The following is a 23439-nucleotide window of genomic DNA, read 5'->3' as shown; positions in this document are numbered from 1 at the left end:
ATTATTCATCTAAATCACTCCAATCATCAATGTTTAGTGTCAATGGCTGTGGGGTTTTAAGGGTAAAAGAAAACTCCATTCCAACTAGACCTCTAGAAGATTTTAAACGAATTTCATTGAACTCTACAGTATTTTGATCAAAATTTTTGTACAACCATTCTGAATCTTCCCTTCTACTGTCATAATATATTCTTGAAACTATTGAAAATCCTATATTCTCACATTCACCAATAACCTGCGACTCCATATCAAAGTCATCTTTCTTGACATCTTTTAATATCGCAAAATGAATTACTCTACCCGCTAAAGTCCTTTGGTTATTACCATTTAGTTGTCCTTCGTATTTAAAAAGCACCATAAGCACTCCTTCGGGACCACATTTTTTATTTAGTTCAATATGTAATTCTTGCTCATTAAAACCTAAAAAAGTATCTACCTTAGAATATGCATCTGCCTTGGCCTGTAAATATCGTTTTACCTTATGATAGTCTAAACTATTATCCATTGTTCCTTTTAAATTCCTGTTGATCCGCTAACTCGTCATTTAATATATTCATGAAGTCATATACATTTGCCTCTTTGGTAGTATATAAATGTCCAAAAGGTTGATTGTCGCTTCTGGCCATATTGAATACAATCTTATCAAAAGAGTTATAACTACTCCCTCCAGACTCTTTTGAATTTTTAAAAACATACGTAAAACTATCAGTCAATAATTTTCTACTTCCCATATACGCCAATACAACTGCTAATTTTTTATCCTTTGGCATTAATTTGACATATATGGAATGTCCCAAATCTTCTCTTGAGAATTCTTGACCTTTTGGCGAATACAGAATAGATACCAATCGATTTAATTCTTTACTATCTCTAGTTCTACACCAACGATAATAAAACACATCTGCTATAGAAAATTGATCAATAGTCAAATTTGACATTCGAGAACTAGGTCCATACAACTTAATAAACCCTAGTTTCAAATACTTTGGAAAATCTGTTCGCCCTATACTTGTATTTAAAAATTCAGTATATCTATAAAGTTCATTAAAAGGAACACGCGCTATTAAATATCGAATCTTAAAATATTTCCACAGACTCTTTTTACCAGTAAACAGTATATAAACCAGACCATGCTTAATTCTTTTATCGGAATACCCACCAAATAATAAGGAAGCTACTTTTGCTAACTGCCAATCATTTAATCCATTCCAATTAGTTGCTATTGTGTAATTCATGTATTAGGTTTTGATGGTTCTTTAAGACCTCTTAAATCGAGGTTAACATTAAACTTTTTAATAGCATCAATGAAACCAACTGGTGGAAATTTACCTTTAGTAATAATGTATGAATTCCAAAAAGCACTACCGGCAGGATACAGGAAAACAGCCAATCGTAGAACAATAATCGTATAATTCTTAACGAATGAATCTCCTTGCACTATATAGTTAATTCCTTCAAATAAAAAACCTACAGTTACTACAAGTCCAACTTTCTTAATTAAACCAATCAGGTTTTCTTTTAATGAAAAGTCTTTTTCAACAAATAAATGCTTTAGTGTTCCTAGTATATGGTCAACTACAATTGCTCCTAAGACAAAAACTACATAAGCTTCATTTTCTAAGGTCCAATTTGTTATTTTTTCAATACCATATGCAAATGGACTTAATGACAAACTAAGCGATAGTAATGATTTTAATTTAGCAATAAGAGTACCTTTATGGATAATCAATAAATGTCTGGTTAGAAATTCTATAATTTTCAAAAACATATTTTTAAGTTTAGTTAGTTTAGATTTTGACTTAGACCACTATTTATTTTAAAAGTTTCTAAAACTGAAACACTATTATTCGTTAGCTTACTTTAAAATCTTTTCATTATTTCTATTCTATTTGGGGTAGCTATTCATTAGTGAGATATGTTCCACAAACTCTTATCCTTCCAAAAGTGAAGTCTATATTTTGAATTCCTGTTACCGCATTTGTCTTATCTAAAAATTGGATAGTTCCATTTTTTCTAATCAACGGAACAAGATTTTCAATACCTGCATATGTAGACCCCCCAAAATTCCCCAATATTCCCATGGTGATATCCCTAGCAGAATATGTAAATCCCCCAAGCGTTAAAACACCATTTGGAGTGCCCGAAAACTCTATAGCACTTAGGAATACATTGAAAAAAACTAAATCCCCAATTTTATATTCAGTAGCCACCGATTTATCGAACGAATAACTGGCACCATTAGCAGTCAATGTTGGCTGAAAAGTTTTACCAATAGGAGGACTCATAAAAAGATCATTCAGCTTATCTGATGGCAAACGTGTTACGCGACCTTTATCATTAATTGTTAAGATTTCATCGGTGATTTCTGCCTCAGGAACATCTCCGATTCCTAAACCTCCTTGATGTAAGGTTATTTTTCCCATTGTTATAAAACTTTTAATTAGTAATGAGTACTGTTTTTTCTGCACTACAACCACTTAAAGTATTAGTTGCCTTTACTGTATACTCCCCTTGTGCAAAAACATTTATAGGGTTTATACCTTCAGAAAATCCAGTCCATGTAAAAACCATATTAGAAGTACTCGAAATTGCTCTTAACGTTACCTGCGAATCGCCACTAATTGTACCGCTTGTTGTTATTGTTAAGTCAGGAGGAATTGAACAATCATAGGTCATAATATCTCCTTCAGTTGTACTCCAGCTTTCTCTTTTTTGGGGATCTCCTGAAATATAAATACCTGGTTTTAAAAAGAATCCGTCACCGGTAAAACCATATCCAAAATCACCAGATTCCCAAATAGTATCATTAATATTTCCGGAGACTTTAAAACGTAAAATCTTACCATGCTTTATTACTTCAATTCCCCCCGTATTACCAATAGCCTCATATATTTCAGTGATTTCTTGTTGCAATCCAGCTATATTTGGAATCGTAAGATTTTGCAAATCTTCTTTGTTCTGCTTAATAAAATCGACAACCTCCTGAAGTTCGTCTAAATTGGTGTCGTCACTAGTAAGTATGGACCATATGTTATCGATAAGATTCTTTAATATTAGACCTTGATTTGCAGATAACCCGGCATTAGCAATCGGAGTTGTTAAATCATCAATAATTCTAGGTACACTAACAAAATCAAGTTTCTTATCAATGGCATCTGCATGATCGTTTACCACTTCTTTAATATGGTTAAAATCTTCAGCAGTAGCTTGTGATACAGCATCAATAATAGGCAGCTTGTTTGTTTTATCCTGATATGTAATTTTCTTTGGCATAGTTCAAAATTGAATATTCATAACATTGTAAAAAAGGACATTAGAGCGCTAACCCAGATTTCAATTTTAAGATGTTACCGGAGGTATTAGAAACATTTGAAATATAATTTGGAAATATCTCTGGGTTTTCCTGTAGTAGCGTTTTTAGTTTTTTTAGATATTCTTCCCCAGCATTCTGTTTCGCTTCTCTAAGTTTTTCTAAACGCTCATCGCTATACTCGCTTGATTTCTCCCATGGTAATTGTTCCCATCTATAGATAGCTGAACTGCCAGTCATAATAAATGCACCAGAATCTACAGATTTAGCAATTGTCAAAGCTACCTCTGCCTTTTGTGCTAATTCCAAAGCACGCATAAGAACAGGTATAACACTCCTTCTTTTTATAAGATCCATAGTCTCTTTGCCTAGCATAGGTAAAAAATACTGTTCTTCTACTTCACGAATAATAGGCTTTAGCGCGATAAAGGTTTTTCTGGAATTACTAATATTAAAGTGTCGCTGAAACTCATCTGTGCGCTTATTAAAATTCTCATCAAAAATGGTAAAGGCTTCGGAATCCCTCCAATCTGGAAATTTATCCAAATACAACTCCATTGCCTTTAATGCATCGTCTAAGGCCTCAAACCCTGCCTGTACATATGTCCGCTGTAAATCTCTACGTGTTGCCCAGTCTACAGCATTAGTATTTTCTAAATCAGTCTGAACTGTTCCATAATTCGTAACATGTACCACTAACTGAGTAAAACCTAAATGAAAAGCTAGATTAGAAGAGGCTTCCGTTAATAATGTTTTTATTTTTAGTATATCGGCATCGGTTATAGCATCCGATAACAACCTATCGTATTCCTTTTGACTAATATTAGGGATGATATATTTCCGTTCTGCCCTTTTAATAAAGGGTTTTACCAAATCAAAATCAAAATTATGAGAAACATTTACATGTTCTTGTAATTCTAAAGTGTCATTTACTAAATTCATACGCCTGTTTGTTGTCCGTTGGGGTTTTTATCCAAGGTGGTTAACATGATATTTTCAAAGCCTGCTTGTAATTCGACATCCCACCCATTCCAATCTTGTAGTAATTCCCATATTTCTAAAGTGGTATCCCTTTTGGTTTTGAACAATGCAGAAAGTATAGAAAAAGCAATACGTTTATCACTACCAGAACCTGAGCCCATATTTCCTCCTGGTACACCCGCGCCAATTAATGAGGCATCCACACCCATAGAAAATAATATTTCAGTATTAGCCGCCGATGCATCAGGCAAATACGAACCATCCTTCATCTTATTATCAATAGCTTCAACCTCTATTCCTTTTTCCCACTTACCATCGGCTGATTGAATCTTTTTTGCATACATACTGCGTCCGGAAGATTTATTACCTGATAAATGATCATCAATGGCTTTTATCGTTTCTTCGCGGATCGTTTTTCGTTTGTCTGCTTTATACTCTTCCCATTCATCACCGTATATCTGTTCGAAATACTCATCTGCGATGTATACTACAAATTTGATATTCAATTGATTTTCAAACAGATGTTTTTTGTATTTAGGTATGGAATTCGACACTTCTAACCATCCGTTATGATAGATAGCATGCCACGTTAGCTTTGGATAATAAGCTTCATCCATCATCCCATAATGAATAGGGAATACAAATTCATATAGCTTTTTTTGTGCGCAATACTCCTTGATTTCTTCCATGCACCACATAGGATCAACGGATGCTATTTTAGATGCTCTGCTAGTTTCCTCATCATCCCAAAGGCTTTTAAAATAAACCCGCTCAGAAAATCCACTACTAGGATTTGCCAACTCCCGACGACCCCAAGCCGTTTTTTGTCTTGTTGCTTTTACAATCTTTTTAAAATCCTTGCTTATAATAAATGAAGGAAAGGCAATGCCAAAAGTCTCTAAGTCCCCAATTGTCTCTATGAAAAACTTATTCAGCTTGTTCCGCTTATAGAATAAATTAAGCTCTGGATGATCTTCTCTATATGAAATTACCTTTTCTCGCTTACCAGTAGTTTCTGACTTTTCATTTTTGTAAAACGTTAATCCATTACCATAATGTGCAGATTTCAATAAATTTAAACCTCCGGAAGCAGCACCATTTAAACGAATGGCATCAATGAATTTTTGAGGATATAAATTATCTTCTCCCCATGGAGCAATTACTCCTTTCTTATATTCTACTTCTCCTTTGGGAACTACCAAAGTAGGTTTGATATGACTATCATTACTAACAAGGGATACCGAAGCATTCCCAAAATAAACACCGTGTGATTGTTTCATACTAATACACTACTTCTATTCCGTTAAACTTTGTGATGGTAAGTACATTCACCTTTACAATACTGTGATCATGCAATTCTATATTTCGAGTATAGTTGTCATGATGGTTTGGCTTTTTACGTTTTCGTGGTTGTTGTTTTTGAGATAATACTTTCTCCCAATTCTTCACCTTACTATTCTCAAGCCTAAAACACAAAATTGCATTATCTGCTTTTAACAACCTACCCCCCATTTTGTTTTGATTGTTCCAAGTTCTCCACTCTAAAGAAAATGGAACCGCTTCGCCATTTTGATCGACTTGTCGCATTTGCTCTAAAACATTTTTGAGAAGTAGTACTTTTTCCATACCACGAAGATCATTTTTAAGCCAATTCTAAAAAAGGACACACCTATTTCGACTTTTTTTTAGGGTGGTTTTCTCATTTTCAAAAAATCAATATTTTGATTATCAATTATTTACACCTAAAAACATTTATAATTTTCTCATTTTGTACACGATAAGCCCGCAGTGCCCTATAGAGAATCTTCACTTTCCCATACTGAAAATGACGGATATATGAATATCCGCCACTGTATATCCAGTAAAAAGAATGCTTAGTTTACAAATAACGGAATGTGCCCACCCCCAGAGGTAAGCTTGTTACTGATGAGTCGCTCGACCTTATCTTTGTACCTCCAGAACAGCGGTAAGTCGAAGGTATCAGATAGGTGCGTTGCATGTTCTTGAGGGATTACCTTGGAGCGTTCGCTCCTCTTATCCTTCTCGATACCTCGCTTACCTTCCTTAGCTGGTGCAGATTCTAAAGAAACAGTAAGATCGTAGGCATTATGCTTATTGATCCCAATCTCTGGTAAACCCTGTGTCCCTCCATGTTTAAGTAGGTAATTAATCACCACAAACTTTTCGTTATGTGGTGGGTCAACCGTGCGCGGAGTCTTAATAATGACCTTCCACCCCGCTAATTTTAATGCATTGATCGCTTGTTGTGCTAAAGTGATACGACTGTTTGGAACCCTGTTGTTACCATTACGATCGTAGTATAGGTAGATAGTTTTGTTTCCATGACTGGAATAATAGGGATGAAACTCTTCATTAATTAAGTCATCAATAATCTTTGGACTCTTTACCCAAAAGGTTTTTAATGCCTTATACTTACCGGCTACATCCTGAGACACCTTCATTGAATTAAATACACCCCAATCAATAGATAGAATCAATGGTTGATTATTTATTCTATCACTGTCTTGCTTGCAATCAAAGGAAGCAGCGCCTCCTTCAACTCCAACACTTTCTAAATAAGAATTATTGAAGTTTTCATAATAATGCTCTTCAGGATCTAATTGAGGATAGAAGCTTTCTAGGTTAAAGTTGGGACGTATGTTTAATATTTCCGCATCATAATGCAATTTGCTAGGAGAGTTATGCAACATCCGAGAAAACCAATCCTTGGTTAGATTCATTGCATTTGCAAAAGCATTAGCTTTTAAAAACAGGTATTCATGAGGTTTTTTGATCTTTTTATTAATGCCTTTATGAGCATCAATAATCTCCTTCTCTTTATTTACAAACCATTTGCCCTCCTGAGTCATCGGTGTTGATGAAGCAAATATTTCTGCGTTAAGGAGTTTACACTTTTCGAATTCTACCTTCTTAGCTCTATTGGTGGTCTGAACATTATTAAACAACTTAACAGGGTCCAATAGCGCAGCCTCATCACCAATAACAATATACGAATTGATCCCTCGACCACTATTTGGATTGTCTAATGATACCAGAATTAAAATAAATCCATTTCTAAAATGAATTACATTTTCCCATTTACTAGGCGACTGAAAAGGCATTGCAAACCCTAGTTTTTTACCATGCCGTCCCACAACATAATCAATACCTTCATAAAGTCCAAACATGGACAATCCTTCTTTGGTAGAAGGCAAGGTTCTTGACAGTATTTGTTGATAGGTTTGCCCCACTAAAACACCTGTTGCACAGGGCAGTTGATAAGCAGCTTCTTTGACTATCCAACCTAAAATAGTGGATTTTCCTGTACCACGCGCCCATTCTAAAAACAAATATTTGATACCAACGCTTAAAGCATCAATAGCAGCCATTTGCGGTCCATTAACATTAACCTTCTTCTTCATTTACCTCCCTGAATTCTATATCCTCAACATTAGGATAAGCATTAAAATCTACTACACCTGTTTTGAACTGCTCGCGCATAATAGAACGCACCTGTTTGTCAATTACGATATTGTAGTGATGCGCTTTAAGTTTACCTTCATCAATATCATCTTCTTTAATATTGAAGTCAAATAGTTCTCTGTAACTATCAAGAATCTTCTTTGCTACTTCGTATTTCTTATCATCAAATGCAGATTTATATAACTCTAGATAATACTCCCTAAGTACTATTTTTTCTGCCTTGATATCGGTTACATCAATATCACCAAATACATACATTGCTTTTTGGTAAATACGATATGCTGTGGCCTGACTGCAATCATATTCTTGTTGTAGATGTTCTATTGTCTGAGCTGGAGTATATCTTTCTTTAAGACGTAAGCTAAAGGCAAAGCGGATCTGTTCTTTTATCTTTTGCTGCTTATTGGTAAGCTCAATAGTATCATCCAGAAAGGATGCTTTTATTTTTTGTAATGGTGAGTCTTGGTTAAACCTAACAATTGACATGTATTGCATTTTGATGCAATGTCAAAAATTTAATGTTTTAGGAAAAGGACAAGAATATTAACAAAGGAATAACCTAGAGCCCACTCCAGTACATTCGGCTGTTTCTCCACCTTTTATTTGTTTGGTTTGTAAGGAACTTAATTTGGTAATTTTAATTTTCTTCAATTCTATCTTTTTGGAATTTATTTTTTTCATTTTAATAATTTTTAAGTTTTGCAATATAAAACTAACAAAACAACAGGTAACTCAATACAAATTAAGAAATTAAAATTCCTTAAACACATCGTTTTATTTAACTTTTGATTTAAAAAGAATAATAGTTAACCCTAAGAAAAACAAAATTGATCCAGAGAAAAGTAAAAAATACAATCCAGGCCAATGAAGTATTTGAAATAATATTCCTAAGCCAAAGAATGCACCTCCCAGAATCGATAATACTATTCCCATAATAACTAATTTATTCATCGTTTATTTAGATTTTAATTTTTTATAAATAACTCTCATTATCGATTCCTTTTTATGAAATTCTTTTCCACATCCTTCACATAAAAGAGGTAAAGGATCTGATACTATTCCAAATTTTTCAGCACATGATTTACAAAATAAAGCCATAGTTTTTTTGAACTTTGTTTATTCACAAGATATAGTTAACTAGTCACATTCTTTTAAATAATACTTAACCACATTTTCGACATTGTATCTTTTAAAATATTTATTGGAAATTTTTTGTAGTAAATCTGGACAGTCCTGAAAATATTTATTGGCAACTCTTTTAAATTTTCTTGAGTAAGTATTGCCTATTCCTAATCTTCTGGCGGTATCTTCTCCCTTTTTTGATATATAGTATATTTTTGCTTTATCACCGAATGAGTTAGGTTGCATTATTAATTCGAGATATAGATTCACTTTATCATTAATAATTACCTGAAGCAACTTAATCTCACCTATAGAACTCCCTCCATCGGTTGCAAGTTTGTATTCAAATGTTCTTTTTGTCTCTTTTTCAAGAAAAGTAATATTTTTTACAGTTTTATAATCATAAATTACTTTTTCTCCATCTTCAGTATTCCTAAAGGATATTTTATTATTTAGTTTTACCCTCCCGTAACCGTTGATTACACTTCCATCTCTTTTTGTAACAACAACCTTCTGTTGAGCAAGCAAACTATTGATTATTAGAAAATTTATGACTATTAATATTATATATTTATCCATCGTTCATTTGAACTTTACAATATTTTGAACTTTGTACAATTTCTGTTTATCCGTTAGAGGAGGCAGATTATTCCAATTAATCATAATTTGATTAAAATCTAGCCTCATATGTTTATTATTTTGATCAAAGAAAAACAAAGTATTCTCTCCATGAGTCCAACAATAAAAATCAACTTTATGTCTTTTACACAACTCTTTAACTTTCAATAACCTTTCTTCCTTTATAATTTGTTCATAAATTAAAAGCGAATCCCTTAGATTTTCAATTAACCAAACTGTAACATCATTTATTTTATCTACAATATAACTAGCATATTTTTCTACCTCTTTAGTAGTTGCTATATAACCTTTATGAACAATTTTGTTTCTAAAATTTTTCATATTCCCATTTTCTCGCCATTCTTTTTTAGCAATCATGAAATAGAGAGTACAAAATGCTCCGTATTGTCGTTCAGACAACCCTAACTCTTTCCAGTATTTTTTTATGTCTTCATACGGAATTTTATAATTAATCAAATTAACTTTTATGAATAATTCAAAAACACGTTCAAGAGCAGCAGAAAAACTTAAAACACTTTCTGATAGGTTTCCCGATACCATTGATTGAATAGCAGAATAATATAAGAACTCGAAACGATAATCCTCTTGAAAACATATCGACACATGTTCTTTACTGCATTTACAAACCGCAATAAAATCATTGTTTATATCTCCTTCAGCCGTTACTGCTGCAACTCCTTTTGTTGGATCCGGGACACAAATAGGACATATAAGTTTATATTTCATCGTTTATTTAAACTTTAATTATAGATAGCTGCTCTCCAATCTAATAAGATTGCAGCTACTTTAAGATTTTTAGAAGGATTTGATAATAATCCAATATCATTTTTTTCAGTTCTATCTAGATATTCGGCAATTTTGATTTGATCAGCATCAGCTTTTACCAATTTGAATACTTGTGGTAAATATCCATGATATTCATCTCTAGCTCCAGGAATATCTTGAACTCCAATTGGATCCCAAACATAATGTAAGATCTCATCACACCTTTTATAAAATTCATTATCTTTTTTATCTCGTAATTTCAAATCAATCGTTTATTTAGACTTTAATCATTTCGAACTTTTCCTTTGTATCCCCATAATTCCTCTTCGCTAATACTTAGAATTATTTTTTTAGAATTACTACAAATGTATCGTACTCTATCTTCTGTTAAATTATTATGACTTGCTATTGCCCTAGTGCTTCTCCAAGCAGCCCCTTTTTTAACCCCATCTTCCGCAGTATGTTCATCAAGCCAAGATTCTACCTTCTTCCTATCTATACGCATAAAAATGTAATTCTTGATTCCTGTAAAAATTGGTATAAAAATAGCGGCTATAATACCTCCTGTTCCCGCTATAATTATACCCTCTTTAATAACTTTAATATCCATTGGTTTATTGAACTTTTTCTGATTCTTCCCTGGAGTCATTGATTACTATAAAATTATTTAAAACTCCTATCGACCTATATACTGTGGGTGTCTTAAAATGTTTTCTCTCTCTATTAATTTCAAAAATCGAAAACAGAAAAAAATTAGCTGTTCTTCCTCCAAATTCTTCAACATAATGTTTTGAATTTCCTTTTGCTATTAGATATTCTTTAAAATCTGAATTATTTGGATTAGTAATAACTACAATTATAAAAACCGTTATAATAATAAGAGTTCTTTTGTTTTTTAATAAATTCATACTTTAATTTTTGCCATAGTTTTCTTATACCCTCTTCTTTCTAAATTGTAGATTTTATATTCTATAGTTTCTTTATATTTCATTTTTTTATCGAACTTTTAACGGTTTGTGTATAGCTCGTTTTTACTGGTAGTTATTGATTCAATATAAATTTTCGTTGAATCCTGTGAACTTCGATATTTGACCTTGGTATTTATTTTTAGTACTACCACCTTTTACTATCTTCTCTTCTTGAACGACAGATCCAATTCGAATATCTACTGAAAATCCAACATCAGCTTTTTCCATAAATTCTTTTTTATTTTCTTTGCTCAAGATAAAGTTATTTTCATAAAGATGTGAATCCTTATTTTTAATTGCTCTATTGTATGCTGACATAGATTCTTCTCCATTTTGTGGGTTAGCGATAAATCTTTCTATATAGTCAATTGTATAATCTAATTCACCAATAAACTGATTTATGTAGAAGCCCATAAAGATTGGTTTTTCAATTTTGTCGTAATATCTGATTTTAAATGCATTTTGTAATATTTCTATGAAAACAGTGTCAAATTCTAAGGTCACGTCATTATTAACTTTAGATAGAAGTTTTTTGAGTGATTCAAATCTGTCTAAATGGTAATTATATTTTTCCTTTTTTTTGAGATTAAATACAATTAGAGCTTTCAGATATTTTTCGACAGAAGTACTCGCAAGTGTTAGTCCTTGAATTATTAAATGGTTATTAAGCAAGAAACGAGCAGCAATATAATCGCGATAACCAAGGTCCATTAGCCAATGTCCTTTATAAAGTCTTTCCGTCCATGAAATTGAATTGTCCATAATATTTTTACTCAAAACTAAAATACAACTGCGTATTCATTTTGCGTACTTTCATTAAATAACTTATTTAAACAGACTACCCCTTACCTAAAGAAATCCTCGGATATGGGGTAGTTTATAAATTTTCATCCATTCTAAATTAGCCAAATAAAATTAAAGAGACTACTTTTCCTTTCGTTTATTTATGCCTTTTAGGAATAGATGTTTATCCTAAATATAAATTTACAAATCAAATTTTAAAAATGAATGTGAAAGAGAGCATCAACAAATAACAGATCATTTCATTTAAGTATTGATTGGTAAACTCAGGGAATGAACCGATTTATTGAACTTAATAGTTTCTACCTTCTCTTTTTTAGTCAAAAACTCAATAAAACCAACATTTTTCTAGTGTTTTACTCGTTTACTCCCAGACCGATATTATCATTGTCTGGTTTCATTATATAGGATAATTTGAAGTTAGCACTTCTACTTTACGTTTCCTCTTTGCTATCTTAGAACCATTACCCGCACATAATGGCTTTTCTATACCTCGAGTATACCAACCATTTTTCTTAATATACTCATCTAAAATCTCACTAGGATAAGTACTTAACAGAAACTTTCCTTCCATATTCGCCAATGCATCTAAATCTCTTCTAAAATGATCATGGGTATAGCCACCGTAATGGCCTTGATTAGAATCTATATATGGAGGATCTGCATATACGAATGTATCTTTTGAATCTCTACTGGAAATCACCTTGCTTGCTTCATTACATTCGACCTGCGTATTGCGCAATCGATTGGTAAGTTCTTCTTTAAAAGCTTCGACCTTATTTGAAATGGTATGTGCTCTCTTTTCTCTATCATAACCCCAATTACCAATTTTACAATTAAAGCCTTGGTTAGTCACTACCCAAAAAGCCCATGCTCGTATGGTTCTATCAAACAAAAGCGGTAATTTATAAATAACTAACGCCTGCTTATAGGTTTCTCTGCTGTGAAGTGTAACTTCAATTTTCTGTCTTAAATTGAAAAAATCATGTTTTAAGACTTCGTAAAAATTAGTGATGTTCCCATTAACATCATTTATTACTTCACATTTAACCGAAGCCTTAGCCCAGAAAACAGCACCTCCTCCAAAAAAGGGTTCTACATAAATCTTATGTTCAGGGATTAACGGAAGAATATGCTTAAGCATTGATTGTTTACCTCCATAATAGCTTATCGGTGTCTTTAATTTTGTGGTACCTGGAAAAACTGTCACATCTTTCTTTTTCATAATTGTGTTTATTATTGATTATTAATTAATGAATTCAATGTTGTGATATCGATGTTAATTTGTGCTATTTTACCTTTTTGATTATCGATACGAGATTGTAAAGCCAACTGTTTTTCTTTTGGTGTATCTACGAGTTTTAACAACCATTTATTCAATGTCTTTTCTCGCTTACTTCTAGATTGATACAAACGCTGTCTGGTTTTTACCTTATCCATAGCCGATAAATTAGCGAAGTCTTTTCCTTTGGGCATTAATTTCTTATGCTCCATATAGTAATCCAATTCTTTCCAAATGGCATCTATTAGCTGTCTTAATTTCATAATCTCAGCGATTAAAACTCGAGCTTTTTCTACATCATCTTCAGCTACTGCATTGAGCTTCTTTTTTAGCACCCAATGCGTATAGAAAGCGTTGTTTTTTTCAATAAAACGTTGCTGTAAATAGGCATCAGGCAACATATGAATTGTGATCTTGGTGTTTGATCTTTTAACCGATGTAATAGCCAAAGCTTTTGTATCTGATACTTTTTTAGAAGTTTGCACCTTTTTTTTAGTAGGAATTGGAACCTCTATATTGGTATTCCTATACTTATTTAACTCATACTTAAGCGCTGCCAAATTTCGTTGATTTTCTTTAGCGCCTTTTAACCTTAAATACATGCGTTGGTTTGCTCCACAAGCAGCTTTAAGTAATACCAACCCTTGTGCATACGTGCCTTTATTTAAAAACCATTGTTCGATCATATTTCAAAAATGCGGTTTTCCTTACCTTAGCAAAAGGACACAAAAAAGCCCTTCTCTATAAAAAGAAGGGCCTTCCGAACATGGCTAAAAAAGAACAATTACAACTCCTTTATTTTTTTCGAGTCTGGTTTAGCAGCTTTTAAAATTGATATTTCTTCCGGACTATTTGCTTTATGTATGAGTTTTATTATTGTTTCTACTTTCTCCTTTGAAAGTAACTCTTCTGCTCCTGGTATCGGTTTGATATATGGGAAATTAATATCCTTGTACCACAATAACGCTTGTTCATCTGTAAATGGCTTGGTAAGATCAATCCTACCAAGCCTTGGATTGATGTAGACATGGGGAATACCTACAACTTTAAAATAAGTATTATGGGGTTGGGGTTGGGTCATCTCCTTTAAGTTTTATATTTCCTTCATAAATTAGAGCTAAACGTCCGTTTGATGTGCTAACCATAATCTGAAATCCAGCATCATCGTCTGGCCCTTTTCCTGTTGTACCTTCACCTGATTCAAAATAAGCAGGGGAAATTGTAGAACCAATCTTTCTCAATCTTCCTTGCTTATCCATTGCAAACATTACTAAAGGAACATTTTTGAAAATATCAACAAAAGAAATATGTTCAGGACTGGTATCTGTCAAAAAGAATTCAAAAGAAGATTTACCCTTTTTATTTCCTTTATTACCACCAAGACTATCTTTAACTTCACCAGTTTCAGTTTGGACCCTTAATTTACTAAAATACCTATCTGCTTTTAATACAATATCCTCAGTTAGAACACTTGCCGTTTTTAAAGAAAAGCCTAAATCCCCAATTTTTGGAGGAAAGACGTCGGCTTCAATATGATCTACAGGAATATAATAGATATTCGTTTCACTTATACCAGAAGTTATATCTTCATTAATGAAGCCTTCTAGGTTTTCCATTGGAATATTATCGAATTCACTCATAACTAATCATTAAATATTTGTTGTACATAGGTGCAGTTTCCAAAAACAAGCTGCTCCATAGCATCCTTATCTTTTAACCACTCTTCTTTTGCTTTTACCTGATTATTAAACCTGAATTTATCAGGAGTAAATTCTGAAAAACAATACTTTCTACCAGAATCATCTTCATAAAAAGTTACAAGTCCGTCTAAAGCTTTTTCTGTATTGAGTGCTTCTGTAATATCCAAAGATTGAGAAGTATCCTCCTCCTGAATATCCGGTTGTTCCTCTCCTATCGATTCATTTGCACTAGGCAACCCTTCCTGTAACCCATTTATATTAGGCGCTTCACTCTCTTCCTTCGAAATTGAATCACCTAACGATTTTGATATCTCTATATTAGGAATCTCACCTTCTTTCTCTAAAGATAAATCGCTAGTATTCAGGTCAATTTCTTCTGAAACTGCTTTATCTTCTTGTGCCTTTTCCTTCTTAGCTTTAGACACTGCTTTTTGTAATTCGTTGTACGCCAAAGACTCGGCATTTTCAATACCGAGTTCTTGAGCGACAACTAATAAATCTTTTTGAGTCATAAAATTAAGGTGTTACTGGGGGAGCTGTTATTTTTTGTTCTCTAGGGAAATACAATTTCATTTGATCCTCATCTCCCAAACCTCTAACAGCACTAGTGAAGTTAGCAACGCACACTGCCTGATTGATAAGAAAATCATATCCTTTCCAAAACTCCATGAACATTTTCACTTTGTAATCTAATACTTGTACGTCCGTGAATTTTGGAGGATTATCAATTACATCGATTAAATTCAAGATGTTACCATCTAAGGTGGCAAACATGATATCATCACTTAACCCTTCATGACCAACAATCTCACGCTTTTTTAAAGGTGATTTTGTCTTATCAGAATCTTTAAATGAAGGATGATGTCCAAATCGATCGAAATAAGCAGTTTCATAACGTTCTAAGTTATTTAGACTCGTATGAATCACCTTAAACTTGTTCTTCATTCCTTTAGGTAACCCACGCTCAAACTTGCGCATTTCATCTATGATGTTATCATCTGTAAATACGTTTAAAGGAATTTTAAACACAGGATTCTCGGCATCAGCCAAAGCATTTTTAACGATTTGCTCTAAACCATTTAAAGAATAACCAAAAGCACCGTGTGCAGCATCAGCATCATAAATACCACCAATGGATAAGTTTTCTAAATCATCCTGAACCTGAGTCAATAACCATTCTGTGATCTTTTTAGCGATCATCTTGTCCGTTGGCTTCTTATCCTCCTCGTACCATTCTGCTAAAAAGCTTGACATTACATCATCAGGTACAAAACCAAAATTTACTTTTTGACGGTAGTTTTTCAGCTCTTTACTCTTGGCTGCAAAAGCACCAAGTTCTTTCCATTCTGCTTTAAAACCTTGCACGACATGTGTCATAATAGAATGTAACACATGGTAAGATCCTTTAATTTTTGTTACTTTTTTACAAAATTTGTCCAAAGTAACTGATGTAGCTCTCGCAAAATCTGCCTTAGCCACATCTTTATTAATTACAGTGTGCTTTTTTAAAGCATCACCGACTAATTCTACACTAATATTTCCCATCGATTATAAAAATTACGAGTTAAATTGAATCCATAATTGCGGTAGACTCACCTTCTCCAGTATCTCTATCCCCTTTAGAAATAACTTTAGTTCCTTCACTACCTGCCTGAGCTCCATACTCTTTTACCTTTGTACCTAATTGGGTTATGGAAGCATTTATATCTTCTCCTGCTTCTAAATCCGCAGTCTCTAAAGCATTACTTACTGAAGTTTCTATAGTTGCTGCTGTAGCTTCTAAAGTGGTAACCTCCTTTGTTTTTTCGTCAACTGCTTCAAGAGCTGTATTTAAAGCACTATCATGACCTTCTAGTTTTTGTTCTAACAATTCTAATTGTGATTGTGTTAGAAATACTCCTTTTTTACCACTTAGAATCTTAGAGGATAATTTTAATTCCTCCTGACCAGTAGCAGCAGCTATCTGACCGTAATTTTTGTTTTCTCCAGACATATCCTGATTATTTTGATTTTGATTATTTTGCTCAGCTAATGCGAATACACGATCAATAGCGTATTGCTTATCTCCAATAACATCTATTAAACCAAGCTCTTTAGCCTGATCCATACTTGAAGTGTGATGGCCATTGAGGTTTTCTTTTATTACTTGCGGCCTATACTCTAATACTTCATTATGAAAAACCTCATTGATCGGATCTAATTCTTCCTTGATCATTGGTTTTAAATCACCTTCTTTAGCTTTTCTGAAGGCGTTATTTTTATGAGTTGATTTTGTTGCATAGACCTCAATAACCTTTGCTCCCATTTTCTCATAATACCCGTCTATATCAAGATATTTGATCATAGTGCCAATACTACCAATGCAATCAGCATGAGAATTAGCTATGATTTCATTAGTGGCAGAAGCAATGTAAAATGCAGCACTACAAATCATACCATCTGTGTAGGCTACTATAGGTTTTTTATAGTTATGCAAATAGTGTGCAAACTCACCTGTTCCTGCAACCTGACCACCTCCCGAATCTATATCAAGTAATACACCTACTACATTTTGATCATCAGACCATTTTTCTAGGATATTCACCATAGACTTTGTGCCCTGCGGTCCGCAAAATTGAGAATACTTTAAGATCGGTCCTTTAATACTCAAAACAGCAACATACTTTTGATCCGTATCAGTTTCCTCTGATACAATACCATCGGTAGACATATACACAAAACCAGTTGGTTTTGTTTTATTGCTTTCTGGTAAATCTCCTTTCTTAAGAATATTGATAAGATATGGAGCTAAAGAATTGGCAAATTGATCTTCGATCATCCATTTGCCAGCAAGTAAAGAATATAGATTGCCTAAATTATTATCCATAAATAGTGTACTCGGTTTTATTCAAGTACAATGATAGTTGCTATCTAAAGGGATAAAAAGGACATCAAAGCGATGTCGCAAGCCATGAAGCAAGGGCTATAGGGTTATAAAAATCAAGAGTGTTAATAGTATTACTAGGTCCATAGGTATCGCCTTTAACCAGTAATTCATGACCTATCAATTGTATGTTATCTGTAGATTCTACATCCTTATATGTAAAGGATAAAGGCTGATCACTATTACCATATACATAAATATGTCCATTAGTGGCTTCAAGACAAGTAATTACCAAAGCATTATCATAACCATTTAGCTGTTTTCTAATGGTATCATTTTGCGCGTTAATATCTAAAGCTATCCTATGGGACCAATATGCGCCAGACTTACCTGTCTTTTGACCTGAAGTAATCTTTACATTTTCAGGTATAACAGATACCTTCATGTACTCCTGAATTCCTTCAATGCCAGAAAATGAATTCTTAAGTACTTCACCTAAAGAAAAAGGAACAGCAGTACTAAATATAAAATGTGCAGTTTTAATTGTTTTTACAAATGGATTATTATTTGTGATTGTCATCTTTTTTAGTTGTTATTTTTATTGGACAATTTGGCTCAAATTCTTGGACAAATCGGCATTTTAAATTTTGAAAATCTTACGGACAATTTGGCTCAAATCGCTGGACAAAATGGTTCTATTATTTTTTGTTACAATATTATTAGGCTGCATTATTATCAGATTCATAATTTATTTTCTTACGTGTAGTTTTTGGATAACTACATTTTCGTTTATAATCTCTATACAAAGAATCATAATTAATGTCGTCCTCAGTGATATCCATTTCGAAAAGACATTGTACCATTGCCGGATATGAATTATCCTTATCTAACTTTCGATTCATGTCCATATGAAAAAAAACTTGTCTTCTAAAAAAACTATCTATGGCCTTATTTAAAGAAACACATTCCTCCCATTCGATAAGGTTACCCAATATTTTTACTTGATAAGCTTTCAATTTTATTGTGTAGATATCATCGCATTTCACAACAACACGTTTTCTATATCCTTTTTTAAACACACTAGTGATAAGCTTTCCAAAGAAATCTTTTTGATTAAAAGTATATGTACTCCCAAAAGTATATTTCAGATACTTTTTGATATGAGAAGAAACAGGTATTTCTTTAGTAATATATACGCTCATATTCATCTAATTTTGACATAAATTTAATAAATAAAATCTATACTTTAAACTAAAATAATAATAAATATTTATAATATTAATATTGGATTTATTCCTATTTTTGTAGGAAATATTCCTAAATGAATTATACTACCGAAACTGTAATTATAGATGAAACTTTCATAGATCTTATGATCGAGCGTTGTTATTCCATTAATGAATCTGTAATTGTTAGGAATTTAGGCGCATGTTATGCCAAACTGCACTATGGAGAATATACCTATAGAAGCACTACTGGGGAATACACAGAAGAAAAAAAACTTATTGAATTAAAATCTATCTTTCACAGGTTAATTAATAGACATCTAAGCTTCGAACATGAAGGGTATAGCTATTGTTTTAGTCGTGGTAGTTGGACTAAAATGAAACTAGAAATCGAAGAATAATCCTAATTCGGGATACTCTACTTTATTAGTTATTTCCTCTCTATTACCCATATACTGCTTACCTCTTAGTCTATCTACAGTTCGATATTCTAATGCACCTGCTGAATATGGTTGTATGAGTTCCTGAATTCCTTTTTGATCTAGGTCATCATTTATTGGTAACAGCCAATTATCTGCTAATTCATCAGGAAGAATGACAGGCATTCTTGACTCTTTTGCTTTGGGATTGTTATGTATTTTAGTCATTAGACTATTAGCAGTTGTGGTAACAATAGAGAATGTATTCATTAACTCTCCTGTTTCTTTATCTAGCCAATCATTCCATAGTCCTGCGACAATAAGAGGCTCTTGATCTTCTCTTGATATGTAAAAAGGAATCGTACTTTTATTAATATGATGATGCTCGTAAAAACCATCTAAATAAATTAAACAGCGTTTACTAGTTGCTGAACTACGAAATGAAGGTTTCTCGAATATGGTCTCACCTCTGGCATTTAAGGTACTATTCCAAGATCTTTGCTTTTGTTCTTCATCTTTTACCCAACTTGGAATAAGTCCCCAGGTAGAAACTGTAGGATAATGTGAATTCTCATTGGTATAAATTAGTAGTTTCTTATGTGAATGTCCCTGCGTATGGTACAAAGGCAAATCTGTTTGAGGCACCAACTTCTCTTCTATTTCCTTAATAGCTTTTTGGTTGCCGTAATGTTTAGCTCTTTTTAATTGAGATTTCAAACTCGTCTTAACATCGTAACACATAGAACAAAGTTTTATTCAGATATTAAACCACCTAACAAATTAACCTTTTGCGAATACCTTTCTATGTACTTTATTCTTCTTTTTAGTACATCGTAAGTAATATTTGTAATAATTGTTAAGTCCTTGTTTGTTGTAAAGATTATTCTGTATTCTCTAATATCACTTATTCCAGCAATAGCATCAGGTCGTACCGAATGTCTGTTACCTTCGATATCTAGTATTTCTATAAATCCCATATGTTTTTGTTTTCCTTTTACAATATACGAATTGGAAATTAAGATTTCTAGAATTTTCTGAGAGATGAAATACTATTAATATTTATTTTTCCTAATGTAGTCGTTTAACCAAAGTCCAAATATCCAGACTATAACAAACACAATTATATGCCACCACTCGAATTGGTAATCACTCATTAAATATGCTATTTATTAGTTTCAAATATAACCATCCTTGGATAATTTATACACTAATGAAACAATTGTCCGAGCTCCGAATCTTTCTTTTAAACGTCTTACTCTATCCTCTATAGAGCGTATATGATTAGGCTTAATTTTCTCTTCTTTTAAATAATTGGAAATTTCCGCTTGTGTTAAACCAATTTTTAACTTATCAAGAATTAATTTTTCAAAAGAGTTTATGGTGTTGTTGTTAATATTCATAATTAATAGTTGGTTATATTATTCCTTTGTGACAGGTTGAAAATACCTGAAACCCAATTCTCCTCCATAGTTTAATACAGTCATACTTCCTGTCGGTTTCCAATCATCATCTAAAAATATATTAACCTTGTCTTCTAATTTACTTTCAGTTTCCGCAGATACTATTCTATACTTCATATAGTGGTTATGCTTTAATTAAATAAGTTGGTTAGGAACAAATGTATTTCAAGTTTCTGTTTTTTTATTACGGGTTACCGCAATACAAAAAAAACCTCCCAATAGTTTGTTGAGAGGTTTTCTCGAGAAGAACAATCTAATAGCAATAGATTACATTTTTAAATTCTTCTTTTCCTTTTTATGGCCAAGGGTAGCAAGCATAACAAAGAGAACATGGCGCCAAGAAAACAGGATAATGAGTTTTCCCACACAAAGCATCTGAATCGACACCCCCGTTAGTTTTTGATTGTTGCTTTTTACTTAGAGTTTTTATTCCCTCAATTTTCAAAATTGATTTCATAATACTTATATTTAATTTTTCCCTACTCTATTCCCTTTTCGGGTTCCGGTTTTATTTCTATACTAGTTTAATATCTTCCTTTATTATTTCAGCAATAAATACAGACCATAATTCATCCCAGAACCTTTGAAAACTAGGCTCTATAGAATAAACCATATCTGGACATTGATCTGTCATATCCATTAGTAAATTGCTTTCATACATCTTATGAATGAATTCGTCTTTGCCGTCACTCAATTCTAAATATGACAACTCCTTTTTTAAGCCATCTTTTAAGTCCTTGTCTTGAGCATAATCATTAACATGCTCTCTTAAACCTTCGATTGTTTTATCTAAATCGAACCATTTATCTGCCCCTACTTTACTAGCGAAATAATCAATGTTTAACTTTTTCAGAAAGTCTTTAAATGGCATTCCGCAGGCACTCCAGTAGTTTTGCCAATTTCCGAAATCAGATGCTATTTGTATTCTTCCCTTATTTCCTGAAGCATCAATAGTAATATCTGCCCAATAAAAACTATCACATCTTATTTTATAACATTCTACTGTCGATTTCGATACTTTATAATCAATACTTTCCATTAGTTTTCAGTTTAATTTTATTAGTTATTTGCTGTAATAAATATTCTGGAATAAAACCGTACGGTTGACCTTCACAATGAGGTATAGTAGGTTGACAAATGAAGTAATACCCTTTCTTGTTTTTCTTTACACTCAAGTAGTATCCAATGTCTTTTAATTTGTTTGGAAGTTCTTTCACAAAAATGGTATCCGATACATGACGGTTATCTTCTGTAAAATTTTTCCTGATCTTGTGTTTTGTATTAGTTTCTTCTAATACTTTAATTGCGTATTCTTTGAATTCTTTTAGCATAGTTTAGTATTTAATAAGTTTATTAAATTGCCTTTTCAAATAAATTTAATTGTGCTTTATGGCTTCTGCTTTCAGGATAGTTAAACCAAATCACTTCCTGAACTTCTGAAGACCTGATATTGTTCTTTTTCTTTGGTAATTTTATTCTAGTCCAATCGCTATACAGTGAGTTCATTAGATCACACGAATACCCGCTAATCATTCCATATCCTTTGGTATTATGTGCTATATCTGCTAGTTTCTTATGATCATCATCGGTAAATTCAAATCGGTAATCATGATAGCTTTTACGGCATTCTTTTGGGTATGGGGGATCGTAGTAAAAAAATGTATATGGAGTATCTGTTTTTTGAATTGCTGTTTGATAGTCTTCATTTAAGATTTGAAATTCATTTCGTAAAGCTTCCGCTACTTCAAATAACTTAGGGATAGCATTATTCCATTTACTTACAGTTTCACCTCCTTTTGCATTGACTTGTGATTTTGCCATATGCCAGCCTTTATTTTTCCGCTGAGCTCCCAATCCATAAAATGATTGACGGACACGCACAAAATAACGTCTTGCATTCTCAATGTTATCTGTGGGGTGATGCGACCAACATTTATCATATTCTTCTTTACTACACGGTGTGAGTAATAACCGTTCGATTAACTGATCGGTTTGATCTCGTAAAACGGTAAAGAAGTTGGTTACTTCTCCGTTAATTTCATTAGCAGTTTTTATAACATTACCTCTATAGTTTAAACTCATTGCAAAAGAGCCTGCAAATACATCTACCAGGTGTTTAAACTCAGCAGGGAAATACGGGTATATTCCATCACAATGGGAGAACTTTCCACCGAAATAATTAAAGGCTATTAATTTTGAATTATTACCACTCATACTGTGTGTTTCTTTTCAATTAGGTAAGAGTTCAATTCTCGAAGTCCATCAAACTCAAATACTTCTTTCTCTTGACTAAACAATACTTCCCACTTTTCGAGTAATGGAGAGTATTGTAAACTGATGATTTCGGTTTCTTTTCTGACTAAAAATCTAATGACATTGTCTACTTCTTGTAACATGTCTTTTGGTTTTAAGAGTTAATA

The 23439-nt window shown here is 32.7% G+C and carries 35 protein-coding genes; 1 reads left to right on the top strand and 34 read right to left on the bottom strand.

Annotation, left to right across the window (positions count from 1 at the left end; genetic code table 11):
* Nucleotide 1 precedes the first annotated feature (1 nt).
* The 27 genes from AWE51_RS01915 to AWE51_RS01795 all read right to left on the bottom strand — a co-directional run bounded on the left by AWE51_RS01915 (nucleotide 2) and on the right by AWE51_RS01795 (nucleotide 19116).
* Nucleotides 2-505, bottom strand: a complete 504-nt coding sequence (locus AWE51_RS01915) for a hypothetical protein (protein ID WP_066308728.1) — start codon at nucleotides 503-505, stop codon at nucleotides 2-4.
* Nucleotides 498-1235: a hypothetical protein gene (locus AWE51_RS01910; protein ID WP_066308727.1), complete on the bottom strand. Its 738-nt coding sequence runs from the start codon at nucleotides 1233-1235 to the stop codon at nucleotides 498-500. The genes AWE51_RS01915 and AWE51_RS01910 overlap by 8 nt, the downstream gene beginning before the upstream one ends.
* Nucleotides 1232-1768, bottom strand: a complete 537-nt coding sequence (locus tag AWE51_RS01905; RefSeq protein ID WP_066308725.1) for a hypothetical protein — start codon at nucleotides 1766-1768, stop codon at nucleotides 1232-1234. Before AWE51_RS01905 ends, AWE51_RS01910 begins: the two co-directional genes overlap by 4 nt.
* A 130-nt stretch (nucleotides 1769-1898) precedes the next feature.
* Nucleotides 1899-2423, bottom strand: a complete 525-nt coding sequence (locus AWE51_RS01900) for a hypothetical protein (protein ID WP_066308723.1) — start codon at nucleotides 2421-2423, stop codon at nucleotides 1899-1901.
* Between the two features lie 13 nt (nucleotides 2424-2436).
* Nucleotides 2437-3273 (bottom strand): hypothetical protein, encoded by an 837-nt coding sequence (locus AWE51_RS01895; RefSeq protein WP_066308716.1) that lies wholly within the window; start codon nucleotides 3271-3273, stop codon nucleotides 2437-2439.
* 40 nt (nucleotides 3274-3313) lie between these two features.
* Entirely contained in the window at nucleotides 3314-4252 is a 939-nt protein-coding gene (locus tag AWE51_RS01890) for a DUF6712 family protein (RefSeq protein ID WP_066308712.1), read from the bottom strand.
* A complete protein-coding gene (locus AWE51_RS01885) occupies nucleotides 4249-5571 on the bottom strand; it encodes a hypothetical protein (protein ID WP_066308709.1) in 1323 nt (440 codons plus the stop codon). Before AWE51_RS01885 ends, AWE51_RS01890 begins: the two co-directional genes overlap by 4 nt.
* A gap of 1 nt (nucleotide 5572) precedes the next feature.
* Entirely contained in the window at nucleotides 5573-5917 is a 345-nt protein-coding gene (locus AWE51_RS01880) for a hypothetical protein (protein WP_066308706.1), read from the bottom strand.
* A gap of 248 nt (nucleotides 5918-6165) precedes the next feature.
* The gene (locus tag AWE51_RS01875) at nucleotides 6166-7446 is read right to left on the bottom strand and encodes a hypothetical protein (protein WP_198403786.1); all 1281 of its coding nucleotides are present in this window, start codon (nucleotides 7444-7446) and stop codon (nucleotides 6166-6168) included.
* Nucleotides 7447-7696: 250 nt separating this feature from the next.
* Complete coding sequence (locus tag AWE51_RS01870) at nucleotides 7697-8260, bottom strand: hypothetical protein (RefSeq protein WP_066310906.1); 564 nt, start codon at nucleotides 8258-8260, stop codon at nucleotides 7697-7699.
* 57 nt (nucleotides 8261-8317) lie between these two features.
* Complete coding sequence (locus AWE51_RS26345; protein ID WP_157766002.1) at nucleotides 8318-8455, bottom strand: hypothetical protein; 138 nt, start codon at nucleotides 8453-8455, stop codon at nucleotides 8318-8320.
* Nucleotides 8456-8548: 93 nt separating this feature from the next.
* Nucleotides 8549-8725 carry a hypothetical protein gene (locus AWE51_RS26340; RefSeq protein ID WP_157766001.1) on the bottom strand — a complete coding sequence of 59 codons (177 nt, stop codon included), beginning with the start codon at nucleotides 8723-8725 and terminating at the stop codon, nucleotides 8549-8551.
* Nucleotides 8726-8911: 186 nt separating this feature from the next.
* On the bottom strand, nucleotides 8912-9475 hold the full coding sequence (locus AWE51_RS01865) for a hypothetical protein (protein WP_066308699.1): 564 nt from the start codon (nucleotides 9473-9475) through the stop codon (nucleotides 8912-8914).
* Nucleotides 9476-9478: 3 nt separating this feature from the next.
* Nucleotides 9479-10261 carry a hypothetical protein gene (locus AWE51_RS01860; RefSeq protein WP_066308696.1) on the bottom strand — a complete coding sequence of 261 codons (783 nt, stop codon included), beginning with the start codon at nucleotides 10259-10261 and terminating at the stop codon, nucleotides 9479-9481.
* 14 nt (nucleotides 10262-10275) lie between these two features.
* The gene (locus AWE51_RS01855; RefSeq protein ID WP_066308694.1) at nucleotides 10276-10563 is read right to left on the bottom strand and encodes a hypothetical protein; all 288 of its coding nucleotides are present in this window, start codon (nucleotides 10561-10563) and stop codon (nucleotides 10276-10278) included.
* 20 nt (nucleotides 10564-10583) lie between these two features.
* Nucleotides 10584-10910: a hypothetical protein gene (locus tag AWE51_RS01850; RefSeq protein WP_066308692.1), complete on the bottom strand. Its 327-nt coding sequence runs from the start codon at nucleotides 10908-10910 to the stop codon at nucleotides 10584-10586.
* A 4-nt stretch (nucleotides 10911-10914) separates the two neighbouring features.
* A complete protein-coding gene (locus AWE51_RS01845; RefSeq protein WP_066308690.1) occupies nucleotides 10915-11208 on the bottom strand; it encodes a hypothetical protein in 294 nt (97 codons plus the stop codon).
* Nucleotides 11209-11349: 141 nt separating this feature from the next.
* A complete protein-coding gene (locus AWE51_RS01840) occupies nucleotides 11350-12030 on the bottom strand; it encodes a hypothetical protein (protein WP_066308686.1) in 681 nt (226 codons plus the stop codon).
* Nucleotides 12031-12469: 439 nt separating this feature from the next.
* The gene (locus tag AWE51_RS01835) at nucleotides 12470-13294 is read right to left on the bottom strand and encodes a DNA adenine methylase (protein WP_066308683.1); all 825 of its coding nucleotides are present in this window, start codon (nucleotides 13292-13294) and stop codon (nucleotides 12470-12472) included.
* Between the two features lie 11 nt (nucleotides 13295-13305).
* Nucleotides 13306-14037 (bottom strand): hypothetical protein, encoded by a 732-nt coding sequence (locus AWE51_RS01830; protein WP_066308681.1) that lies wholly within the window; start codon nucleotides 14035-14037, stop codon nucleotides 13306-13308.
* Between the two features lie 98 nt (nucleotides 14038-14135).
* The gene (locus AWE51_RS01825; RefSeq protein WP_066308680.1) at nucleotides 14136-14432 is read right to left on the bottom strand and encodes a hypothetical protein; all 297 of its coding nucleotides are present in this window, start codon (nucleotides 14430-14432) and stop codon (nucleotides 14136-14138) included.
* Nucleotides 14410-14991 carry a hypothetical protein gene (locus tag AWE51_RS01820; RefSeq protein WP_066308677.1) on the bottom strand — a complete coding sequence of 194 codons (582 nt, stop codon included), beginning with the start codon at nucleotides 14989-14991 and terminating at the stop codon, nucleotides 14410-14412. Before AWE51_RS01820 ends, AWE51_RS01825 begins: the two co-directional genes overlap by 23 nt.
* A 2-nt stretch (nucleotides 14992-14993) precedes the next feature.
* Nucleotides 14994-15563 carry a hypothetical protein gene (locus tag AWE51_RS01815; protein ID WP_066308675.1) on the bottom strand — a complete coding sequence of 190 codons (570 nt, stop codon included), beginning with the start codon at nucleotides 15561-15563 and terminating at the stop codon, nucleotides 14994-14996.
* A 4-nt stretch (nucleotides 15564-15567) separates the two neighbouring features.
* Entirely contained in the window at nucleotides 15568-16596 is a 1029-nt protein-coding gene (locus AWE51_RS01810) for a hypothetical protein (RefSeq protein ID WP_066308670.1), read from the bottom strand.
* Nucleotides 16597-16615: 19 nt separating this feature from the next.
* Entirely contained in the window at nucleotides 16616-17917 is a 1302-nt protein-coding gene (locus AWE51_RS01805) for a S49 family peptidase (protein WP_066308667.1), read from the bottom strand.
* A gap of 64 nt (nucleotides 17918-17981) precedes the next feature.
* Entirely contained in the window at nucleotides 17982-18494 is a 513-nt protein-coding gene (locus AWE51_RS01800; protein WP_066308664.1) for a hypothetical protein, read from the bottom strand.
* Nucleotides 18495-18633: 139 nt separating this feature from the next.
* Complete coding sequence (locus AWE51_RS01795) at nucleotides 18634-19116, bottom strand: hypothetical protein (protein WP_066308661.1); 483 nt, start codon at nucleotides 19114-19116, stop codon at nucleotides 18634-18636.
* 119 nt (nucleotides 19117-19235) lie between these two features.
* Here AWE51_RS01795 and AWE51_RS01790 point away from each other — a divergent pair, with 119 nt between their 5' ends.
* Nucleotides 19236-19541: a hypothetical protein gene (locus AWE51_RS01790; RefSeq protein WP_066308660.1), complete on the top strand. Its 306-nt coding sequence runs from the start codon at nucleotides 19236-19238 to the stop codon at nucleotides 19539-19541.
* Here the strand turns inward: AWE51_RS01790 and AWE51_RS01785 are convergent.
* The 7 genes from AWE51_RS01785 to AWE51_RS01755 form a co-directional block, all read right to left on the bottom strand.
* The gene (locus AWE51_RS01785) at nucleotides 19524-20300 is read right to left on the bottom strand and encodes an SOS response-associated peptidase (protein ID WP_066308658.1); all 777 of its coding nucleotides are present in this window, start codon (nucleotides 20298-20300) and stop codon (nucleotides 19524-19526) included. The genes AWE51_RS01790 and AWE51_RS01785 overlap by 18 nt on opposite strands.
* Before the next feature lie 11 nt (nucleotides 20301-20311).
* The gene (locus AWE51_RS01780; RefSeq protein ID WP_066308656.1) at nucleotides 20312-20536 is read right to left on the bottom strand and encodes a hypothetical protein; all 225 of its coding nucleotides are present in this window, start codon (nucleotides 20534-20536) and stop codon (nucleotides 20312-20314) included.
* A gap of 441 nt (nucleotides 20537-20977) precedes the next feature.
* Complete coding sequence (locus AWE51_RS26020; RefSeq protein ID WP_082832275.1) at nucleotides 20978-21136, bottom strand: DUF1737 domain-containing protein; 159 nt, start codon at nucleotides 21134-21136, stop codon at nucleotides 20978-20980.
* Between the two features lie 397 nt (nucleotides 21137-21533).
* The gene (locus AWE51_RS01770) at nucleotides 21534-22058 is read right to left on the bottom strand and encodes a hypothetical protein (RefSeq protein WP_066308649.1); all 525 of its coding nucleotides are present in this window, start codon (nucleotides 22056-22058) and stop codon (nucleotides 21534-21536) included.
* Complete coding sequence (locus tag AWE51_RS01765) at nucleotides 22045-22350, bottom strand: hypothetical protein (protein WP_066308647.1); 306 nt, start codon at nucleotides 22348-22350, stop codon at nucleotides 22045-22047. The genes AWE51_RS01770 and AWE51_RS01765 overlap by 14 nt, the downstream gene beginning before the upstream one ends.
* Nucleotides 22351-22372: 22 nt before the next feature.
* A complete protein-coding gene (locus tag AWE51_RS01760; RefSeq protein ID WP_066308644.1) occupies nucleotides 22373-23233 on the bottom strand; it encodes a DNA adenine methylase in 861 nt (286 codons plus the stop codon).
* Nucleotides 23230-23415, bottom strand: coding sequence for a hypothetical protein (locus tag AWE51_RS01755; RefSeq protein ID WP_066308641.1), 186 nt, complete (start codon nucleotides 23413-23415; stop codon nucleotides 23230-23232). The genes AWE51_RS01760 and AWE51_RS01755 overlap by 4 nt, the downstream gene beginning before the upstream one ends.
* Nucleotides 23416-23439 lie beyond the last annotated feature (24 nt).

Source organism: Aquimarina aggregata, assembly GCF_001632745.1.
Taxonomy (GTDB): Bacteria; Bacteroidota; Bacteroidia; order Flavobacteriales; family Flavobacteriaceae; genus Aquimarina; species Aquimarina aggregata.
Note: the sequence above shows the minus strand (reverse complement) of the source record. Positions and strands in the feature narration are given on the sequence as shown.

Bases quoted from the DNA above. Each gene is read 5' to 3' on its own strand.
- AWE51_RS01915 (WP_066308728.1), bottom strand. From the start codon at position 505: ATGGATAATAGTTTAGACTATCATAAGGTAAAACGATATTTACAGGCC.
- AWE51_RS01910 (WP_066308727.1), bottom strand. From the start codon at position 1,235: ATGAATTACACAATAGCAACTAATTGGAATGGATTAAATGATTGGCAG.
- AWE51_RS01905 (WP_066308725.1), bottom strand. From the start codon at position 1,768: ATGTTTTTGAAAATTATAGAATTTCTAACCAGACATTTATTGATTATC.
- AWE51_RS01900 (WP_066308723.1), bottom strand. From the start codon at position 2,423: ATGGGAAAAATAACCTTACATCAAGGAGGTTTAGGAATCGGAGATGTT.
- AWE51_RS01895 (WP_066308716.1), bottom strand. From the start codon at position 3,273: ATGCCAAAGAAAATTACATATCAGGATAAAACAAACAAGCTGCCTATT.
- AWE51_RS01890 (WP_066308712.1), bottom strand. From the start codon at position 4,252: ATGAATTTAGTAAATGACACTTTAGAATTACAAGAACATGTAAATGTT.
- AWE51_RS01885 (WP_066308709.1), bottom strand. From the start codon at position 5,571: ATGAAACAATCACACGGTGTTTATTTTGGGAATGCTTCGGTATCCCTT.
- AWE51_RS01880 (WP_066308706.1), bottom strand. From the start codon at position 5,917: ATGGAAAAAGTACTACTTCTCAAAAATGTTTTAGAGCAAATGCGACAA.
- AWE51_RS01870 (WP_066310906.1), bottom strand. From the start codon at position 8,260: ATGTCAATTGTTAGGTTTAACCAAGACTCACCATTACAAAAAATAAAA.
- AWE51_RS26345 (WP_157766002.1), bottom strand. From the start codon at position 8,455: ATGAAAAAAATAAATTCCAAAAAGATAGAATTGAAGAAAATTAAAATT.
- AWE51_RS26340 (WP_157766001.1), bottom strand. From the start codon at position 8,725: ATGAATAAATTAGTTATTATGGGAATAGTATTATCGATTCTGGGAGGT.
- AWE51_RS01865 (WP_066308699.1), bottom strand. From the start codon at position 9,475: ATGGATAAATATATAATATTAATAGTCATAAATTTTCTAATAATCAAT.
- AWE51_RS01860 (WP_066308696.1), bottom strand. From the start codon at position 10,261: ATGAAATATAAACTTATATGTCCTATTTGTGTCCCGGATCCAACAAAA.
- AWE51_RS01850 (WP_066308692.1), bottom strand. From the start codon at position 10,910: ATGGATATTAAAGTTATTAAAGAGGGTATAATTATAGCGGGAACAGGA.
- AWE51_RS01845 (WP_066308690.1), bottom strand. From the start codon at position 11,208: ATGAATTTATTAAAAAACAAAAGAACTCTTATTATTATAACGGTTTTT.
- AWE51_RS01840 (WP_066308686.1), bottom strand. From the start codon at position 12,030: ATGGACAATTCAATTTCATGGACGGAAAGACTTTATAAAGGACATTGG.
- AWE51_RS01835 (WP_066308683.1), bottom strand. From the start codon at position 13,294: ATGAAAAAGAAAGATGTGACAGTTTTTCCAGGTACCACAAAATTAAAG.
- AWE51_RS01830 (WP_066308681.1), bottom strand. From the start codon at position 14,037: ATGATCGAACAATGGTTTTTAAATAAAGGCACGTATGCACAAGGGTTG.
- AWE51_RS01825 (WP_066308680.1), bottom strand. From the start codon at position 14,432: ATGACCCAACCCCAACCCCATAATACTTATTTTAAAGTTGTAGGTATT.
- AWE51_RS01820 (WP_066308677.1), bottom strand. From the start codon at position 14,991: ATGAGTGAATTCGATAATATTCCAATGGAAAACCTAGAAGGCTTCATT.
- AWE51_RS01815 (WP_066308675.1), bottom strand. From the start codon at position 15,563: ATGACTCAAAAAGATTTATTAGTTGTCGCTCAAGAACTCGGTATTGAA.
- AWE51_RS01810 (WP_066308670.1), bottom strand. From the start codon at position 16,596: ATGGGAAATATTAGTGTAGAATTAGTCGGTGATGCTTTAAAAAAGCAC.
- AWE51_RS01805 (WP_066308667.1), bottom strand. From the start codon at position 17,917: ATGGATAATAATTTAGGCAATCTATATTCTTTACTTGCTGGCAAATGG.
- AWE51_RS01800 (WP_066308664.1), bottom strand. From the start codon at position 18,494: ATGACAATCACAAATAATAATCCATTTGTAAAAACAATTAAAACTGCA.
- AWE51_RS01795 (WP_066308661.1), bottom strand. From the start codon at position 19,116: ATGAGCGTATATATTACTAAAGAAATACCTGTTTCTTCTCATATCAAA.
- AWE51_RS01790 (WP_066308660.1), top strand. From the start codon at position 19,236: ATGAATTATACTACCGAAACTGTAATTATAGATGAAACTTTCATAGAT.
- AWE51_RS01785 (WP_066308658.1), bottom strand. From the start codon at position 20,300: ATGTGTTACGATGTTAAGACGAGTTTGAAATCTCAATTAAAAAGAGCT.
- AWE51_RS01780 (WP_066308656.1), bottom strand. From the start codon at position 20,536: ATGGGATTTATAGAAATACTAGATATCGAAGGTAACAGACATTCGGTA.
- AWE51_RS26020 (WP_082832275.1), bottom strand. From the start codon at position 21,136: ATGAAGTATAGAATAGTATCTGCGGAAACTGAAAGTAAATTAGAAGAC.
- AWE51_RS01770 (WP_066308649.1), bottom strand. From the start codon at position 22,058: ATGGAAAGTATTGATTATAAAGTATCGAAATCGACAGTAGAATGTTAT.
- AWE51_RS01765 (WP_066308647.1), bottom strand. From the start codon at position 22,350: ATGCTAAAAGAATTCAAAGAATACGCAATTAAAGTATTAGAAGAAACT.
- AWE51_RS01760 (WP_066308644.1), bottom strand. From the start codon at position 23,233: ATGAGTGGTAATAATTCAAAATTAATAGCCTTTAATTATTTCGGTGGA.
- AWE51_RS01755 (WP_066308641.1), bottom strand. From the start codon at position 23,415: ATGTTACAAGAAGTAGACAATGTCATTAGATTTTTAGTCAGAAAAGAA.